The 15,100-nt window shown below is 62.5% G+C and carries 17 protein-coding genes and 1 pseudogene; 3 read left to right on the top strand and 15 right to left on the bottom strand.

What is annotated here, in order from left to right; all coding sequences use genetic code 11:
- Positions 1–2 precede the first annotated feature (2 nt).
- Both clpS and AC56QX_RS22790 read right to left on the bottom strand, forming a co-directional pair.
- Positions 3–332, bottom strand: a complete 330-nt coding sequence (gene clpS / locus AC56QX_RS22795) for an ATP-dependent Clp protease adapter ClpS (RefSeq protein ID WP_027029050.1) — start codon at positions 330–332, stop codon at positions 3–5.
- A 297-nt stretch (positions 333–629) separates the two neighbouring features.
- Positions 630–959 (bottom strand): phasin family protein, encoded by a 330-nt coding sequence (locus tag AC56QX_RS22790; RefSeq protein ID WP_172228772.1) that lies wholly within the window; start codon positions 957–959, stop codon positions 630–632.
- 286 nt (positions 960–1,245) lie between these two features.
- Between AC56QX_RS22790 and AC56QX_RS22785 the strand changes: the two are divergent.
- Positions 1,246–2,693: pseudogene (locus AC56QX_RS22785) on the top strand (SPOR domain-containing protein).
- A 46-nt stretch (positions 2,694–2,739) separates the two neighbouring features.
- Here the strand turns inward: AC56QX_RS22785 and AC56QX_RS22780 are convergent.
- The 3 genes from AC56QX_RS22780 to AC56QX_RS22770 form a co-directional block, all read right to left on the bottom strand.
- A complete protein-coding gene (locus AC56QX_RS22780) occupies positions 2,740–3,441 on the bottom strand; it encodes a DnaJ domain-containing protein (protein ID WP_497110757.1) in 702 nt (233 codons plus the stop codon).
- A 278-nt stretch (positions 3,442–3,719) separates the two neighbouring features.
- On the bottom strand, positions 3,720–4,157 hold the full coding sequence (locus tag AC56QX_RS22775) for a DUF1489 family protein (protein WP_475450704.1): 438 nt from the start codon (positions 4,155–4,157) through the stop codon (positions 3,720–3,722).
- A gap of 77 nt (positions 4,158–4,234) precedes the next feature.
- Complete coding sequence (locus tag AC56QX_RS22770; RefSeq protein ID WP_497110755.1) at positions 4,235–5,638, bottom strand: L-serine ammonia-lyase; 1,404 nt, start codon at positions 5,636–5,638, stop codon at positions 4,235–4,237.
- 175 nt (positions 5,639–5,813) lie between these two features.
- Here AC56QX_RS22770 and AC56QX_RS22765 point away from each other — a divergent pair, with 175 nt between their 5' ends.
- A complete protein-coding gene (locus tag AC56QX_RS22765; RefSeq protein ID WP_497110754.1) occupies positions 5,814–6,533 on the top strand; it encodes a DUF599 domain-containing protein in 720 nt (239 codons plus the stop codon).
- On the opposite strand, the gene AC56QX_RS22760 is transcribed toward AC56QX_RS22765, so the two are convergent.
- From AC56QX_RS22760 to AC56QX_RS22730, 7 genes are all read right to left on the bottom strand, one after another.
- Positions 6,506–7,303 (bottom strand): YdcF family protein, encoded by a 798-nt coding sequence (locus tag AC56QX_RS22760; protein ID WP_497110753.1) that lies wholly within the window; start codon positions 7,301–7,303, stop codon positions 6,506–6,508. The genes AC56QX_RS22765 and AC56QX_RS22760 overlap by 28 nt on opposite strands.
- Before the next feature lie 28 nt (positions 7,304–7,331).
- Positions 7,332–8,897 (bottom strand): amidase, encoded by a 1,566-nt coding sequence (locus AC56QX_RS22755; RefSeq protein ID WP_497110752.1) that lies wholly within the window; start codon positions 8,895–8,897, stop codon positions 7,332–7,334.
- On the bottom strand, positions 8,897–9,352 hold the full coding sequence (locus AC56QX_RS22750; protein ID WP_497110751.1) for a GNAT family N-acetyltransferase: 456 nt from the start codon (positions 9,350–9,352) through the stop codon (positions 8,897–8,899). Before AC56QX_RS22750 ends, AC56QX_RS22755 begins: the two co-directional genes overlap by 1 nt.
- Positions 9,353–9,359: 7 nt before the next feature.
- Entirely contained in the window at positions 9,360–9,647 is a 288-nt protein-coding gene (gene gatC / locus AC56QX_RS22745) for an Asp-tRNA(Asn)/Glu-tRNA(Gln) amidotransferase subunit GatC (protein WP_010909575.1), read from the bottom strand.
- A gap of 75 nt (positions 9,648–9,722) precedes the next feature.
- Positions 9,723–10,580, bottom strand: a complete 858-nt coding sequence (locus AC56QX_RS22740; protein WP_497110750.1) for a radical SAM protein — start codon at positions 10,578–10,580, stop codon at positions 9,723–9,725.
- Positions 10,577–10,963, bottom strand: coding sequence for a hypothetical protein (locus AC56QX_RS22735; protein WP_497117845.1), 387 nt, complete (start codon positions 10,961–10,963; stop codon positions 10,577–10,579). Before AC56QX_RS22735 ends, AC56QX_RS22740 begins: the two co-directional genes overlap by 4 nt.
- 54 nt (positions 10,964–11,017) lie before the next feature.
- Positions 11,018–11,725: a metal-dependent hydrolase gene (locus AC56QX_RS22730; RefSeq protein WP_497110748.1), complete on the bottom strand. Its 708-nt coding sequence runs from the start codon at positions 11,723–11,725 to the stop codon at positions 11,018–11,020.
- Between the two features lie 123 nt (positions 11,726–11,848).
- Here AC56QX_RS22730 and ruvX point away from each other — a divergent pair, with 123 nt between their 5' ends.
- The gene (gene ruvX, locus AC56QX_RS22725; RefSeq protein ID WP_497117843.1) at positions 11,849–12,355 is read left to right on the top strand and encodes a Holliday junction resolvase RuvX; all 507 of its coding nucleotides are present in this window, start codon (positions 11,849–11,851) and stop codon (positions 12,353–12,355) included.
- Here ruvX and AC56QX_RS22720 read toward each other — a convergent pair.
- The 3 genes from AC56QX_RS22720 to AC56QX_RS22710 form a co-directional block, all read right to left on the bottom strand.
- Positions 12,273–12,614, bottom strand: a complete 342-nt coding sequence (locus AC56QX_RS22720; protein ID WP_172228752.1) for a DUF6105 family protein — start codon at positions 12,612–12,614, stop codon at positions 12,273–12,275. The genes ruvX and AC56QX_RS22720 overlap by 83 nt on opposite strands.
- Complete coding sequence (locus AC56QX_RS22715) at positions 12,614–13,201, bottom strand: hypothetical protein (protein WP_497117841.1); 588 nt, start codon at positions 13,199–13,201, stop codon at positions 12,614–12,616. The genes AC56QX_RS22720 and AC56QX_RS22715 overlap by 1 nt, the downstream gene beginning before the upstream one ends.
- A 155-nt stretch (positions 13,202–13,356) precedes the next feature.
- Positions 13,357–14,985 carry a DNA alkylation response protein gene (locus tag AC56QX_RS22710; protein ID WP_497110747.1) on the bottom strand — a complete coding sequence of 543 codons (1,629 nt, stop codon included), beginning with the start codon at positions 14,983–14,985 and terminating at the stop codon, positions 13,357–13,359.
- Positions 14,986–15,100: the final 115 nt, after the last annotated feature.

Genomic DNA, 15,100 nt, shown 5'->3' with positions numbered 1-15,100 from the left:
CCTCACTTCTTCTCCATCACGCATTGCAGCGGATGCTGATTCTGTCGGGCGAAATCCATGACCTGAGACACTTTGGTCTCGGCCACCTCGAATGTATAGACCCCGCACTCGCCCACTCCATGATTGTGAACATGAAGCATGATGCGTGTGGCGGCTTCGCGGTCCTTCTGGAAAAAGCGTTCCAGCACGTGAACCACGAACTCCATCGGAGTGTAGTCGTCGTTGAGGATGAGGACCCGGTAAAGGCTGGGCTTCTTGGTTTTGGTTTTGGTGCGCGTGATGACGGCGGTCCCGCGGCCGGCCTCATTGCCGTCGCCGCCGCCGTTTGCCATCCGCGCCACTTGTCTCGTGGCAGTCAAACCGATCGTCACGTAATCCTGCCTCTTTCGAATCCCCATGCGAGTTCGACATGTAGGTGTTCGATGGACGATTTTAAGCCCTTCTGGTTAGCTGACAATATGGCTAGGTGCCCAAACTTGGCTGATTTTCGCAATCGTGAAGCGCTACGCGGTTCCTGATGGGAAATTGACATGAAAAAACCCGGCCGCGCTTCCGCGACCGGGTTTTGTCCGGGCCCTAAAGGGCCGGATTTGGAATTGTCAGGCGAAGATCACTTCGCCTAGGCGAAATTACTTCGCCTTGGCAACGATCGATTCGAACGGCTTGTAGGCTTCCTTGGCGAGTTCGGCATAGAGGTCGCCAATCTTGGTGGCCTCGGCGACGAATGCCTCGTAGGACTGCTTGGCGTAGTCGGACTGAATCTCGATCGCTTTGTCCAGCGACTTGGCCGAAAACAGCTTCTCGACAGCGGCGCTGCCGGCCTCAAAGCTCTTCTTGGTGTACTCACCGGCCTCGGTGGCGATCGCCTGAGCGCCCTTGGACAGCGAAGCGAAGCTCTTCAAACCGGTATCGGCGAAGTCCTTGCCGTATTTGCTGAAGTCCTCATAGGTCTGGGTCATTTCACGATTCCCTTGACGGTTGAGGCGTCCTTCTTCGGGGCGCCCTTGTGCAATGCACTAGAGTATATTGTGCGACGCACAAAAGTCAATATTTCGCCGGCGTGCGGAGCCCGCCTGCGCAGGCAATGGCTAAAAATCAAATAAAGTGCGTTTCAAGCCCGAAGAAAATGGTGAACGCGGCGGTTACCATAAACGGATTGGTAACGCTGCCCGGCTAGCTTGGCTGGAAGTGAGGCAGGACCCCTTTGCCGCCTCCAAGGCAACGAAGAATTCAAGGGAAATACCAGTGCGTCAGGCGTTGTTGGGCATCGTTTCCAAATCCACCTCCCCCTCAAAGCGATCATGGTCTTCGCCTTGGCGTTGACCTTCGTATGCGCAGACGTTGCCTCGTCGCTGGCAGCGCGGCCGGCGGCCATTGTCGTGGACGCCAAGACCGGCAAGGTGCTGTACTCCGCGGATGCCAATGGCAGGCGCTATCCGGCGTCGCTGACCAAAATGATGACGCTTTATCTGACCTTCGAAGCGATGGCGAAGGGCAAGATCAGCAGGAATTCACAGGTCGTGTTTTCGGCTCATGCCTCCGCCGAAGCGCCAACGAAACTCGGCGTCAAGCCGGGCGGTTCGGTCTCGGTCGAGACCGCGATCCTGTCGATCGTCACCAAGTCGGCCAACGATTCGGCCACCGCGCTCGGTGAGATGCTCGGCGGCGATGAACCCACGTTTGCCCGCATGATGACCGCGAAGGCGCGCCAGCTCGGCATGAACGGCACAGTCTTCCGCAACGCCAACGGCCTGCCCGACCCCGGCCAGTTCACCACCGCACGCGACATGGCCACGCTCGGCATCGCGCTGCGGGAGCATTTTCCCCAGTACTACGGCTATTTCTCGCAGCGCTCCTTTCTCTATGGCCGCCAGCGCATCAACGGCCATAACCGGCTGCTCGGACGCATCAAGGGCGTCGACGGCATCAAGACAGGTTACACCCGCGCCTCGGGCTTCAATCTCGTCTCGTCGGTTAATGACGGCAACCGCCGGCTCGTCGCCGTTGTCATGGGCGGCACGTCGGGCGGCAGCCGCGACAACCAGATGGCGAATCTGATCAACACCTACATGCCGAGGGCCTCGACCCGCGGCGGTGGCGATCTGGTTGCCAAGGCTGACAGCAGCAGCAGCAATCCGATCAAGGCGCTTGCCAAGGTTCTCCTGCCCAAGCACGACGCACCGACCCCGGACGACAAGCCGGAGGCGGTGGCCAGCGCCGACGACACAGCCGTTGCCGAAGACGCGACTGTTGCGCAGGGTGATGATGAAGAGAGCGCCGAGGCCGAAGCACCCAAGCTGGTTGTCCCGGCAAAGAAGGTGAAGACCGTCATCGTCGCTGCGCCGAAGGTCGCCACCGCACAGGTCGTGGCTGCCTATGCCGAGCCGACGCCGCCGGCAGTCGAGCCGACGCCAACTGTCGATCCGGTCAACACCGCGTCGGTGCCGTCGGGCTGGGCCATCCAGGTCGCCTCCTCGCCGAAACAGTCGGAAGCCCAGGCATTTCTCGACAAGACCACCAAGCAGGCGCCCAAGGTGCTGGCGGATGCTTCAGGCTTCACCGTCGCCTTCGACAAGGATGGGGTCACCTATTACCGCGCCCGCTTCGGCGGCTTCGGTTCGAAGGACGCCGCCTGGAAGGCCTGTACCGCTTTGAAGAAGAAGAAAATCGAGTGCTACGCCGTCCAGCAATAGGACGGCGTGGAAGCGATCTCCCGGAAATTTTTTGCGTCGAAGGAGACTAGTTGTGATTGGAGAGCAAGACGTCCTTGGCTTCGTTGATTCGCGCCGCCAGGAAAGACGTGCCGCCGATATCGGGGTGCAGGCGCTGCATCAGGCGGCGGTGCGCCTTGCGGACATCCGCCGCGGCGGCCCCCGCTTCAAGACCAAGGACCTTGTAGGCCTCCTCCTTAGTCATGGCGCCCGGACCTGGCGTAACACCCAGCCCTTTGCCACCGTTCGTCTCAGTGTTTTTGCGCCAGACGGGAAATCTGCCGTCAAGATACGTCTCTAGCAGTTGGCGGCTCTCCGCATCGCCGGAGAGCTCGCGGTACAGATGCTGCAACTCCGCAAGGCCCATCGCGCCAAGCATCTTGCCGTCATGGCGGCCGGCCAGAACCAGCCCTTCGAGGCCGCCCGTATTGTGATCCAGCTCCATTTCGAGTGCTGCCGTCCGCACCGTTGAGCGTTTTCCCGGCGCCAAGCTGACATCAGGCCGGTTCGTACGCGTGGCGAAATACCAGCCTATTGCCACGAACAGGATGACGCCGCCGATTCCGCTTCGACCAACCAGAAGCACGGCGCCGCCCACCAGCGCCAACAGGATCGGCCCCAGAGTTCTGGTTGTGCTCGCCAGACTGGCGGGATCGGCGCGAAGAAACGCCGCGGCTGCGATCAGCAACACCAGCAGCAATGCGACCAGGACGATAATTGCGCCTAACATTTCCCACCGCCCCGCGGATTCCCTGCCCGCCTGGACAGCCGCGTCATTTCATCAAACACTTTTTCTGCGCCGGAATCATGGCCTTCGCTTGGACAGGAAGAGGTCTGTCGTGCGAGCTGGGTCCGCCAACGCCGCGATTCTCTGTCGAGTTCGACAGCTTTCATCGCGCATGAATTTCAAGATGTGGCGTTGCCGCGCTGCTTGCAAGTCCAGTGCGAAGCAAGATGGAGGGCCAGGAAAGGCCCACGCCGGAACAGGCAACGCTTCTGCGCGATAACCTACAGCAAGCCGAGATCGGCAAGCTCGCGCCTGAGTTTGGGCGGCATTTCGACCAGCCCGGCCTTGCCCTTGCCGAGATCAACTGGTGCATCGGACGGTTTCAGGTAGCGCCAGCCCTGAAAAGCCCGGCGCGGCTGCCAGTCGGTGCGAACGACCTGCGGATCGAGCATCAGATGGCAGCGGCCGATGCCTTCGTCATCGATGAACGGCCGAATCTCGGTGATCAACTGGCGGCATTGCACGTTGCCCTTGACCACCCAGTAGAGCGAGCCGCCATCGGTGATCTCGGCGCCACGCGTCGGCACCATGCGGGTGGTGTGCCAGTGTTCGGCCGGTTCACCGGCGCGGCGCCGTTCGTCGAGACGGAACTCGATCCATTCCTCAAGATCCTCGACGCTGTCGCAGCCGACGCACAGTTTTAGCAGATTGAGAGCCATCCGCTAAGGTTAGTCCGGAGCGCCGCGACGTCAACGGCCTGACGGACTTCTCCACAGTGCCGGTTTAGGCCAGCCCCTCAGCACTCCACGACATTGACGGCGAGCCCGCCAAGGCTGGTTTCCTTGTACTTCTCGTTCATGTCGAGGCCGGTCTGGCGCATCGTCTCGATCGCCGCGTCGAGCGGCACGAAGTGGACGCCGTCGCCTTTGATCGCCAGTGACGCGGCGGTCACCGCCTTGACCGCGCCGAGTGCATTGCGCTCGATGCACGGTACCTGGACCAGCCCGCCGACCGGGTCGCAGGTCATGCCGAGATGGTGTTCGAGCGCGATTTCGGCGGCATTCTCGACCTGCATGGGCGTGCCGCCCATGACGGCGCACAGCCCGGCCGCGGCCATTGCCGAGGCGGAACCGACTTCGCCCTGACAGCCTACCTCGGCACCCGAAATCGAGGCATTGGTCTTGATGATGCCGCCGACGGCGGCGGCCGTCAGCAGGAAGTCGCGGATGCTCGGCTGATCGGCCTCGGGGTGGAAATGCAGCCAGTAGCGCAGCACTGCCGGCAGCGTGCCGGCGGCGCCGTTGGTCGGCGCAGTGACGACGCGGCCGCCGGCGGCATTCTCCTCATTGACCGCCATGGCGTAGATCGACAGCCAGTCATTGGCGAGCAACGGATTGGGTTTGTTCTGCTGCCACTGCTCCTGCAGCTTGTCGTGCAGCATGCGCGCGCGGCGGCGCACCTTCAGCCCGCCCGGCATGATGCCGTCCTGCGACAGGCCGCGGTCGATGCAGCTCTTCATCGCCCCCCAGATGGCGTCGAGGCCGGCGTCGAGCTCCTCGCGCGACATCTGCGTTTCCTCGTTGACGCGCTTCATCTCGGCAATGGAAAGACCGCTCTCGCTCGCCATCTTCAGCATCTGGACGGCGTTCTTGAAGGGATACGGCACTTTCTTGCCTTCGGTCGTCACCGACCCCTTGGCCTTCATGCGCTGCAGCTCTTCTTCCGAAACCACGAAGCCGCCGCCGATCGAATAGTAGATGCGCTTGAGCAGCAGGCGGTCGCCGGCATCGTAGGCATAGAACGCCATGCCGTTGGCGTGACCCGTGAGCGGCGTCTTGCGGTCGAGCACCAGATCAGTCGCCGGGTCGAAGCGATAGGATGGATGGCCGGGCGGCGAAAGGCGCTTTTCAGCAGCGATGCGGCCAGAAATCCCATCGGCCTGATCCGGGTCGACGGTCTGCGGTGTCAGGCCGGCAAGACCAAGCACCACGGCGCGGTCCGAACCATGGCCAATGCCGGTATAGGCGAGCGACCCGTGCAGGCTGGCGCCGACGCGATCCACCGCGACACCGGCCGGTCGCGGCCAGTCGCCATTGAGGATCTCGTCCAGGAAGCGGGCGGCGGCCGTCATCGGCCCCATCGTGTGCGAACTGGAGGGGCCGATGCCGATCTTGAACAGGTCGAAAACCGAAAGGAACACGTTGTCTCCTGGAGTCGCGTCGGGGACTACATATAGGAATTCCCCGGATGTTTCCGCTCTTTTGGCAATCGCGGCGCAGCACCTGCCGACCTTGTTTGCTCCGGCAGCGACATTGCTGTCGTTCGCCGGGAGTCTGCCATCGAAGTGACCGCGCCGGATGTGGTAAATTCAGCCCATGGGTGATTCCTCCTATCTGTCTACGGCCGATCTCGGGGCGTTGGCCCTCTTCCTGATGGCGTGGCTGCTGCACACGCTGGCTTCCGACGGCATGCTGGTCAGCCGGGTGTCGCTGACGACAGCCATGAATGCGCAGCGCGAGGCCTGGATGCGCACAATGGCCGAGCGCGAAATCCGCATCGTCGACACCGCCATCATGAGCGGCCTGCAGCAGGGAACTGCCTTCTTCGCCTCCAGCTCGCTGATCGCGCTCGGCGGCTGCTTTGCCTTGCTCGGCGCGTCCGACCGGGTGCTTGAAGTGCTGAGCAATCTGCCGCTCGGCGGCGCGCCGTCGCGCTCGGCCTTTCAGATCAAGGTGCTGGGATTGGTGCTGATCCTGGCGTTTTCCTTCTTCAAATTCGGCTGGGCCTACCGGCTGTTCAACTATTGCTCGATCCTGATCGGCGCCGTGCCGATCCCGCATGGCGAAGCCTCGCGTAATCCGGTCACGGAAACGGCGGTGTGGCGCGCGACGCAAATGAACATGCTGGCCGGCAAGCATTTCAACTCCGGCCTGCGCGGCGTGTTCTTCTCGATCGGCTATCTCGGCTGGTTCGTTGATCCCTTGGTCTTCGTGCTGTCGACGTTTCTGCTGCTGGCCGTGCTGGTGCGACGCCAGTTCTTCTCCGCGGCGCGGCGCGCCGTCATCGGTCAGCCGCCAGGTGCCGGAAAAGGCTGATCGATACGGCCCGAAAGCCAATAGGCGAAAAGCCCGATCCATTCGCGGATCGCCATGGTCGTATTCTCTAGTGAATCGGCCGCATTGTCGCGAAACAAGCCGACACCTTCCTCGCCCGAGGTGCGATAGTCGACCGGCCATGGGACGGTTGGAAAACCAGCCTTGTCGAACAGCGCCTTGGCCCGCGGCATATGGAAGGCGGAGGTCACCAGCAGCCAGGTCTCGCCCGGCTTCGGTTCGACGAGTTTGCGGCTGAAGACCGCATTTTCATAGGTGTTGCGGGACTTGTCCTCAAGGACAAGTCGATCGGCCGATACACCGAGCGGGACGAGCAGCCGGGGTGCGGTGTCGGCGTCTCCCTCGCCATCGAGGAAAAGCGAGCCGTTTCCACCGGATACAACCACCTTGGCCTGCGGGAAGCGCCGGGCGAGGATTGCGGTCTCGACCATGCGATCGCCGCCGCTGCTCAATTCATAGCCGCCGCGGACCAAATTGATCCCGCCCTCGAACCCGCCGCCGAGCACGACGATGCCGTCGACCTTTTGCGGCAGCGGCGGCCGTGGAAAACGCTCCTCAAGCGGGTTGAGCACTATGGCGCCGAGCGACGTCCAGGCCGACAGCGCAAGAATCAGGAACGCGAACACGCTGCCGGTGACGGCCAACCGCCGGCGGCCGATCAGCCCGGCAATCAACCCCGCCAGAAGCAGGAAGATCGTCAGGTTGAGCGGCTGGATGAAGAACCAGAACACCTTGGAAAGATAGTAGAACATTGCTCACCCTTTCAGACGAGCGATACCCTTACCACCACTTCTCCGGCTGAAATGTGCCGGCCGCCTGCTCGATGACGGCGGCGGTCTGGAACAGCGTTTCTTCCTCGAACGGCCTGCCGATCAACTGCAGGCCGAGCGGCAGCCCCTTGGGGTCGAGGCCGGCGGGCACGGCGATGCCCGGCAGGCCGGCCATGTTCACGGTGACCGTGAAAATGTCGTTGAGGTACATCTTGACCGGGTCGGCCGCCATATCCTCGTCGGCGATGCCGAAGGCGGCGGACGGCGTCGCCGGGGTCAGGATGACATCGACGCCGGCGGCAAAGACGTTCTCGAAGTCGCGCTTGATCAGGTTGCGCACCTTCTGCGCCTGCAGATAGTAGGCGTCGTAATAGCCGGCCGACAGCACATAGGTGCCGATCATGATGCGGCGCTTGACCTCGCGGCCGAAACCGGCGGCACGGGTCTTCTCATACATCTCGACGATGTCCTTGCCCGGCACGCGCAGCCCATAGCGGACGCCGTCATAGCGCGCCAGGTTGGACGACGCTTCGGCCGGCGCCACGATATAATAGGCCGGCAGCGCGTATTTGGTGTGCGGCAGCGAGATATCGACGATCTCGGCACCGGCATCCTTGAGCCAGGCAATGCCCTTCTGCCAAAGCGCCTCGATCTCTTCGGGCATGCCGTCGACGCGGTATTCCTTGGGAATGCCGACCTTCATGCCCTTGATCGGCTTGCCGATCGCCGCCTCATAGTCCGGCACCGGCCGGTCGACCGAGGTCGTGTCCTTCGGATCGACCGAGGCCATGGATTTGAGCATGATCGCGGCGTCGCGCACGTCGCGCGCGATCGGGCCGGCCTGGTCGAGCGACGAGGCGAAGGCGACGATGCCCCAACGCGAGCAGCGGCCATAGGTGGGCTTGATGCCGACAGTGCCGGTGAAAGCGGCTGGCTGGCGGATCGAACCGCCCGTATCGGTCGCTGTCGCGCCGGCGCACAAAAAGGCCGAGACGGCGGTCGCCGAACCGCCGGAAGAACCGCCCGGCACCAGCTGTGCATTGTCCAGGCTGCGCTGGGTTTTCGTGCCACCGGACGAGACGAAGCCGCCGTCGCCCTGATGCGTCGTTGGCATCACCACCGTGTCGAGGCGCGAGCGCCGCCACGGGTTGATGACCGGGCCGTAATAGGACGTTTCGTTGGACGAGCCCATGGCGAACTCATCCATGTTGAGCTTGCCGAGCATGACAGCACCGTCGGCCCACAGATTGGCGGTAACAGTCGATTCGTAGCGCGGCTTGAAGCCGTCGAGCACATGGCTGCAGGCCTGGGTATGGACACCTTCGGTGCCGAACAGATCCTTGATGCCCAGCGGAATGCCTTCCAGAGCACCGCCCTCGCCCTTGACCAGCCTGGCGTCGGACGCCTTGGCCATGTCGCGTGCTCTGTCGCCGGTCACCGCGACATAGGCATTGAGCGCCGGATTGGCGCGATCGATCGCCGAGAGATAGGCCTCGGTGATCTCGGTCGCGGTGATTTCCTTGCCGCGCAGCTTGGCGCGGGCCTGCGAAATCGTCAGGTGGGTCAGGTCGCTCATCAAAGGCTCTTTTCGTAAAAAACCGACCACTCGGAATCGGGATAATCCAGAACCGGTCCGCAGCGCGAGAACCCGGCACGTTCGTAGACGGCCCAGGCAGCGGGATGGCGGTCGCCCGTCTCCAGCACCAGCCGCTTCAGTCCTTCCTGCCGCGCCAGCGCCTCGACTCGCTCGACGATGCTGGCGCCGATCTTGCGGCCGCGATGCGAAGGCCGCGTATACATGCGCTTGACCTCGCCAATGGCATCATCGTGGCGCTTCAGCGCGCCACAACCAATGGCGATGCCATTGTCGCGGGCGATGAAAACGGTCGTGTCCCGGCCTGCCATCTGCTCGACCGTCAGGTGGTAACAATGCTCCGGCGGCGTCAATTCGAGCAAGGTCTCGTTGAGTTCCTTGACCAGGCCGCGCACATCGTCCTGCAGCGGCGTCTCGATGGCGATCTCGATTGCCATCGGCCCGCTACTCCACGACCTTCGGCACGAGGAAGAAATTCTCTTCGGTCGCCGGTGCATTGGCGACGATGTCGGCCGCCTTGTTGCCGTCGGTGACGACGTCTTGGCGTTTCTTCATCTCCATCGGCGTCACCGAGGTCATCGGCTCGACGCCGGATACATCGACCTCGTTCAACTGCTCGACGAAGCCCAGTATGGCGTTCAGCTCGCCGGTCATGCGTTCTGCATCTTCCTCGCTCACCGCAATGCGGGCAAGACGCGCGACGCGCTTCACAGTCTGAAGATCAACGGACATGTATTTGCCTCGGGGAAAAACCAGTCCGGGCTATAGCGGCGCCACGCGCGGTGCGCAACATGCATCATAGCAAGCCTATGCAGCGATGCTGGCCCGGTCCTTGGGGCGGCGCAGCGGGTTGGGCAACTCGAACAATCGCTTGCTTGACGAACACATGCTGCATGCGCCCTCGTCTTCCAGCGCGGCAAAGGCTCGCAATTTCGCCGTGGAACAGCCTGGCTCAAGCGGTCGATATGCCAGATAGGGATCCCACTTGTCGGACAGGCGGTACTTTGCTTTCTGCATCGGCAGATAGGCGAGAGGCGCGCACTTCCAGATCTGCCCGGCATGGAGTTGCTTGCATTCGCGGGCCGGACAGATTTCCCAACTGGAGCGCTGGTCGCCATCCGCGAACGGCAACATGGCGTCGCCGAAGCCTTCGTATCGACGGGTCCAATTCTTGTCTGATGGGCGGATCTGAACATATATCCCGTGTTCCCGGCGCCACGCCTCCAGGAGAGCGAAGACCGGTTTCAACTTTTCCTGGTACTCTTCGGAGGCGTGATGAACCGAAACACTCAATTGGGTGTTGCCATCGGCGGCGAGAATCGCCGGCAATGTCGGATGACGGTGCAGGAAAAAGCCGTTGCTGACGATCTCTATGCGGGCACCAGGCCAGTGCCGCCGGACCAGCGCGACGAAGGACGGCAGCTCCGGGTGGATGGTGGGCTCTCCGCCCAGGATGGAGAACCAGACAACATCTATGCGCCGGCTCCACAGCCCCATCCAGCGGTCCGCCTCCTCAAGCGAGACGGTGCCGGAATGGCCATGATTGGAGTAGTGCGAACAGCTGTCGCAAGACAGATTGCAGCCATGCGCGACGTGCAGTTCCAGTTTTGGGAACACCAGCCGTTCACGGCGGAAAAGCGACCTGATGCGCCGCATCATCGTCATGGCAGGGCAACGCCCTCGCACAGATAGTAGCTGCCGCTGTTACCGCTCGCCTCGCTTTCGTCATCGATGGGCCGGACCGATACGAGATCGACCTGCGTCGGGTTCATTTGCGTCACCGAGAGGACGTCCGGAAAGACATAGCCCGGCTCCTGGCAGATCGCCGTCACCGCCCAGCTTGGCGAGCGTGTCGCCTTGCTGATTTGAACGAACTCGCAATTGTATTCGACGCCTTGCAGACCATGCGCCGACAACACGATGTTGCCGGCGTCGATCAGCGTCTGCAGCGTATCCTTTTTGGCCTGCGCACAAAGCTCCTCGGACTGCAGATAGACGCCTTCGATAAAGTCATCCGCGGCCAACGCGGGCGACGCCGCGGCAAACATCGAAATGAAAAGAGTTTGCCGCAACGCCATGGTTTTGTGCCGCTTTAGCTATTTCTAGATCGTAATCGTCTCGCCAATCCTAGGCAATGCGACCTTAACACCGGATCCTTCCAGGCCATCCTCGAATTTCTCAGGCGTCGGATCGATCATCGGAAACGTGCCGAAGTGGCAGGGAACGACTGTGTCGAACTTGAAGAAGCGGCGGCAGGCGAGTGCCGCCACCGCACCGCCCATGGTGAAGCGGTCGCCGATCGGCACGATGCCGATCTTCGGCTCATGCAGTTCGTTGATCAGCGCCATGTCGGAAAAGATGTCGGTATCGCCCATATGGTAGAGCGTCCGGTCTTCCGGGAAATGCAGAACCAGCCCGCCCGGATTGCCGAGATAGACGTTCTTGCCGCCGTCTTCGCCAAACGAGGATGAGTGCAGCGCCTGGACGAAGGTGGTGGTGAAGCCCCCGCAATCGACCGTGCCGCCGATGTTGCCGGGATTGATCTTGCTACCGTCGGCGCCCTTGCCGACCAGATACATGCAGATCTCGAAATTGGCGACCAGCTGGGCGCCGCTCTTGCCGAGCACTTCCAGCGCGCCGCTGATGTGGTCGTTGTGTCCATGCGTCAGCAGAACATGCGTGATTCCTTCGGCCGGCCCTTCCCAGCCACCCGTCCAGGACGGATTGCCGATCAAATAGGGGTCGATGAGGATCTTGGAGTCGCCGGTTTCGATACGGAAGGCCGAATGGCCGTACCAGGTCAGTTTCATGAATGCATTCCTCGATTTTTGTCGGTCCAGAGGATAGAACGCCGATGGTCCCGAGATCAAAGGGTTACTGTGTCCGTTGCGCGTTTGACAAAACACGTGGTGGTGAAAGGCGAAGGACGGCCGTTGAGTATTATCACGATCGAGGAATTGCCGGCGCGGCTCGCCGGCGGCAAGACACTGGCCGGGCTCGATCTGGGCGACAAGACGATCGGCGTCGCGGTTTCCGACCGGGGATTCTCCTTTGCTCACCCGCGCCCGGTCATCATGCGACGGAAATTCTCGCTCGACGCCGCCGTGCTTCTGGCCTTGCTGGGAAAGGAGAATGCCGGCGCGATTGTGATCGGCCTGCCGATCAACATGGACGGGTCGGAAGGTCCGCGTGCGCAGAAATCACGCGCCTTCGTGCGCAACATGGCGCAGCTGAGCGACCTGCCCTTCGTGTTCTGGGATGAAAGGCTGTCGACGGTGGCGGCCGAAAGGACGCTGATCGAGATGGACTTCTCGCGCGCCAAACGCGCCGGCAAGATCGATTCGGCGGCCGCCGCCTTTATTCTGCAGGGAGTTTTGGACCGGCTTCAGTCGCTCGCTGCATCCGCTCGAAGGGAACCGGACCCTCCCAGCGCTGTTTAAGCCAGCCGGCGATTTCGCGGCGACGGCGGAACGCCCACAGCGCCATCAGCAGAAATCCATCGAAGATGCAGGTCTTCGCCACCAAGCCCGGGATGATCGTTGGATCGACGCCTAACATCTGGCCATAGAGCTGGAAGAAGAAGTCATGCATCTGCCGGCTGAGCATCACATAGCCGAAATTCATGTCATTGGCCGACAGGTAGAACCAACCCCAGAACAGCGCCATCGGAGCCGCCCAAAATGCGAAGATATAGCGCATCAGCGGCCTCCCTTCGCTTTAGGACCGGTCCGGTTGAGGCCGGTCCGGTTGGGACCGGCTCGGCCCGATATCAGGGAGAGCAGCGAATTGTGGGCCGCCGCCTTCGCCATGTTGTGCGCCGTGGCGTGGAAAGCGGCTTCATCATACACCGCTGCCGAGCGCCGCTCGGCAAGCATCGCGACATAGGAGGCGAGAAGCGCGGCCAACTGCACCGCGACGACCATAAAGAGCCCGTTGATGCCCTGCGCGGCGCCACCGATCAGGATCATCGACAGCACACCGGACGCGGAAATGAAAGCGATACGCACGACGCTGTCGGCCCCCGGGCTGGTCGCATCGTTGATCAGGGAATCGACAAAGGCCCAGAAGAACAGCACCGAGACGACCAGCAAGGCGGTGGCCAGCGGCGCGACAACGACGATGTTTTCCAGATTGACGAAGCGGGCGCTCTCGACGGTCACACCGAGCACACCGAGCACACCGAGGGCTGCCGTCACACCGCGGTCTCCGTCAATGCAGATCAGCGCCAGCAAGGCGAAGACAATTGCCCAGTGCACAGACAGAAAGGAGGTCAGTACGTGTCGCATCGTGGTTCCTGCTTCGGCAGGAATGACAGTGGGCTTTGCCGCCCGTCGCCGCAACGGAAACCATTTGTTAAGGTTAACGGCGATCCACAGGGCGCACGATGATGCTCGCAGATGCATGCAACTGATCGAAAAATCCAGCCGCGCGCCGCCCCGGTTCAGTTCACCGGCGGATAGAGCGTGTCGATGATCATGCGCGCATCGTGGCGCGCATCGAGCATGCCATAGGTGTTGCGCCACTGGCCGGCCAGGCGCGTTTCGACGAAAGCATCGGCGATCCGCCCTGCCCCCAGCCGGCGAAGCTCCGCCGCCGCGGCCGACAACGCCAATTGTTCGGTCAGCAGGCGCGCCGAGCCCTCATCGGTCGAAGCCACCTGCATTGCCGCCTTTAGAACACCGATCGTGCCGCGCCCGCCGGCACCGAGGTCACGGTCGATGCCGGCCAGCACCTCTTCGAACAGGCCAGGCGCGCGGCCGAGCACGCGCAGCACATCGAGCGCCATGACATTGCCCGACCCTTCCCAGATCGCATTGACGGGGGCTTCGCGATAATAACGGGCGAGCGGCGCCTCCTCGACATAGCCATTGCCGCCGAGGCATTCCATCGCCTCGTAGAGCAGCGGCGGCGCGATCTTGCACACCCAGTATTTGACGACAGGCGTCATGGCGCGGGCAAACGCCGCCTCACCGCGATCGCTAGCCGCCTCGTCGAAGGAACGCGCCAGCCGGAACGACAGCGCCGTGGCGGCAGCGACATCCAGCGCCATGTCGGCCAGCACGCGCTGCATCAGCGGCTGCTCGATCAAGGTCGAGCCGAACACCTGGCGATGGCGGGCATGATGTACCGCTTCGGCCAGGCCCGCCCGCATGATTGCCGAAGACGCCACCGCGCAGTCGAGCCGGGTCAGGGTCACCATGTCCATGATCGTCTTCACGCCGGCGCCTGGTTCGCCGACCATCTCGCCGATGGCGTTGACGAACTCGACCTCGGAAGACGCGTTGGAACGGTTGCCGAGCTTGTCCTTCAGACGCTGGAAGCGAAAGCCATTGCCCGATCCGTCACCGAGAACGCGCGGCACGAGAAAGCAGGACAGTCCCTCCGGCGCCTGCGCCAGCACCAGGAAGGCGTCCGACATTGGCGCCGACATGAACCATTTGTGCCCGGTCAGGCGATAGAAGCCGCTGCCGGCGCGTTCAGCCCTGGTCACATTGGCGCGCACATCGGTGCCGCCCTGTTTCTCGGTCATGCCCATGCCGAGCGTCAGCCCGGTCTTCTCGACGGGCGGCTTCTGGCTCTGGTCGTATTTGCGCGTCGTCACGCGCGGCGCCCATTCGCGGAACAGTTTTGGGCTGGCCATCAGCGCCGCCAGCGAGGCACTGGTCATGGTGATCGGGCAGAGATGCCCGGTCTCGAGCTCGGCGGTCAGATAGAAGCGCGCGGCGCGCACCTGATGCCGACGGCCGATCTCGGCGTCGCCATTTTCCCAGACAGAAGAATGCAGCCCGTACGCCACCGAACGGCGCATCAAGGCGTGATAGGCGGGATGGAATTCGACCAGGTCGAGGCGCCGTCCCTGGCGATCATGCGTCCTGAGCTTCGGCGTCTCGACATTGGCCAGGCGCGCCAATTCCTGCGCTTCCTGCGTCAGCACGAAACGGCCGAGACCGTCGAGGTCCTTGCGTACCGGATCGGAAAAACGCTCGGCAAGCTGGATCAGCAACGGATCGCCTCGCCAGGCATTGCCGCCCGTCAGCGGCGGCGGCTGGTTCGTTACGTCGTCGGTCACGCCCAATCCTTCAATCGGTAGAAAGGCCCTTATCGTGCGAAAGCCACGAATCCGAGGCCATCGGCTAGATATAGCCAAGCGTTGCCGCGCGCGCGACGAAAATACCGGGGAGAAC

It is taken from the genome of Mesorhizobium sp. RCAM 06353 (assembly GCF_059683585.1).
Note: the sequence above shows the minus strand (reverse complement) of the source record. Positions and strands in the feature narration are given on the sequence as shown.

Bases quoted from the DNA above. Each gene is read 5' to 3' on its own strand.
- AC56QX_RS22740 (WP_497110750.1), bottom strand. From the start codon at position 10,580: ATGACGATGATGCGGCGCATCAGGTCGCTTTTCCGCCGTGAACGGCTG.
- AC56QX_RS22750 (WP_497110751.1), bottom strand. From the start codon at position 9,352: ATGGCAATCGAGATCGCCATCGAGACGCCGCTGCAGGACGATGTGCGC.
- AC56QX_RS22735 (WP_497117845.1), bottom strand. From the start codon at position 10,963: ATGTTTGCCGCGGCGTCGCCCGCGTTGGCCGCGGATGACTTTATCGAA.
- clpS (WP_027029050.1), bottom strand. From the start codon at position 332: ATGGCAAACGGCGGCGGCGACGGCAATGAGGCCGGCCGCGGGACCGCC.
- AC56QX_RS22755 (WP_497110752.1), bottom strand. From the start codon at position 8,897: ATGAGCGACCTGACCCACCTGACGATTTCGCAGGCCCGCGCCAAGCTG.
- gatC (WP_010909575.1), bottom strand. From the start codon at position 9,647: ATGTCCGTTGATCTTCAGACTGTGAAGCGCGTCGCGCGTCTTGCCCGC.
- AC56QX_RS22765 (WP_497110754.1), top strand. From the start codon at position 5,814: ATGGGTGATTCCTCCTATCTGTCTACGGCCGATCTCGGGGCGTTGGCC.
- AC56QX_RS22730 (WP_497110748.1), bottom strand. From the start codon at position 11,725: ATGAAACTGACCTGGTACGGCCATTCGGCCTTCCGTATCGAAACCGGC.
- AC56QX_RS22720 (WP_172228752.1), bottom strand. From the start codon at position 12,614: ATGCGCTATATCTTCGCATTTTGGGCGGCTCCGATGGCGCTGTTCTGG.
- AC56QX_RS22780 (WP_497110757.1), bottom strand. From the start codon at position 3,441: ATGTTAGGCGCAATTATCGTCCTGGTCGCATTGCTGCTGGTGTTGCTG.
- AC56QX_RS22715 (WP_497117841.1), bottom strand. From the start codon at position 13,201: ATGCGACACGTACTGACCTCCTTTCTGTCTGTGCACTGGGCAATTGTC.
- AC56QX_RS22760 (WP_497110753.1), bottom strand. From the start codon at position 7,303: ATGTTCTACTATCTTTCCAAGGTGTTCTGGTTCTTCATCCAGCCGCTC.
- AC56QX_RS22790 (WP_172228772.1), bottom strand. From the start codon at position 959: ATGACCCAGACCTATGAGGACTTCAGCAAATACGGCAAGGACTTCGCC.
- AC56QX_RS22775 (WP_475450704.1), bottom strand. From the start codon at position 4,157: ATGGCTCTCAATCTGCTAAAACTGTGCGTCGGCTGCGACAGCGTCGAG.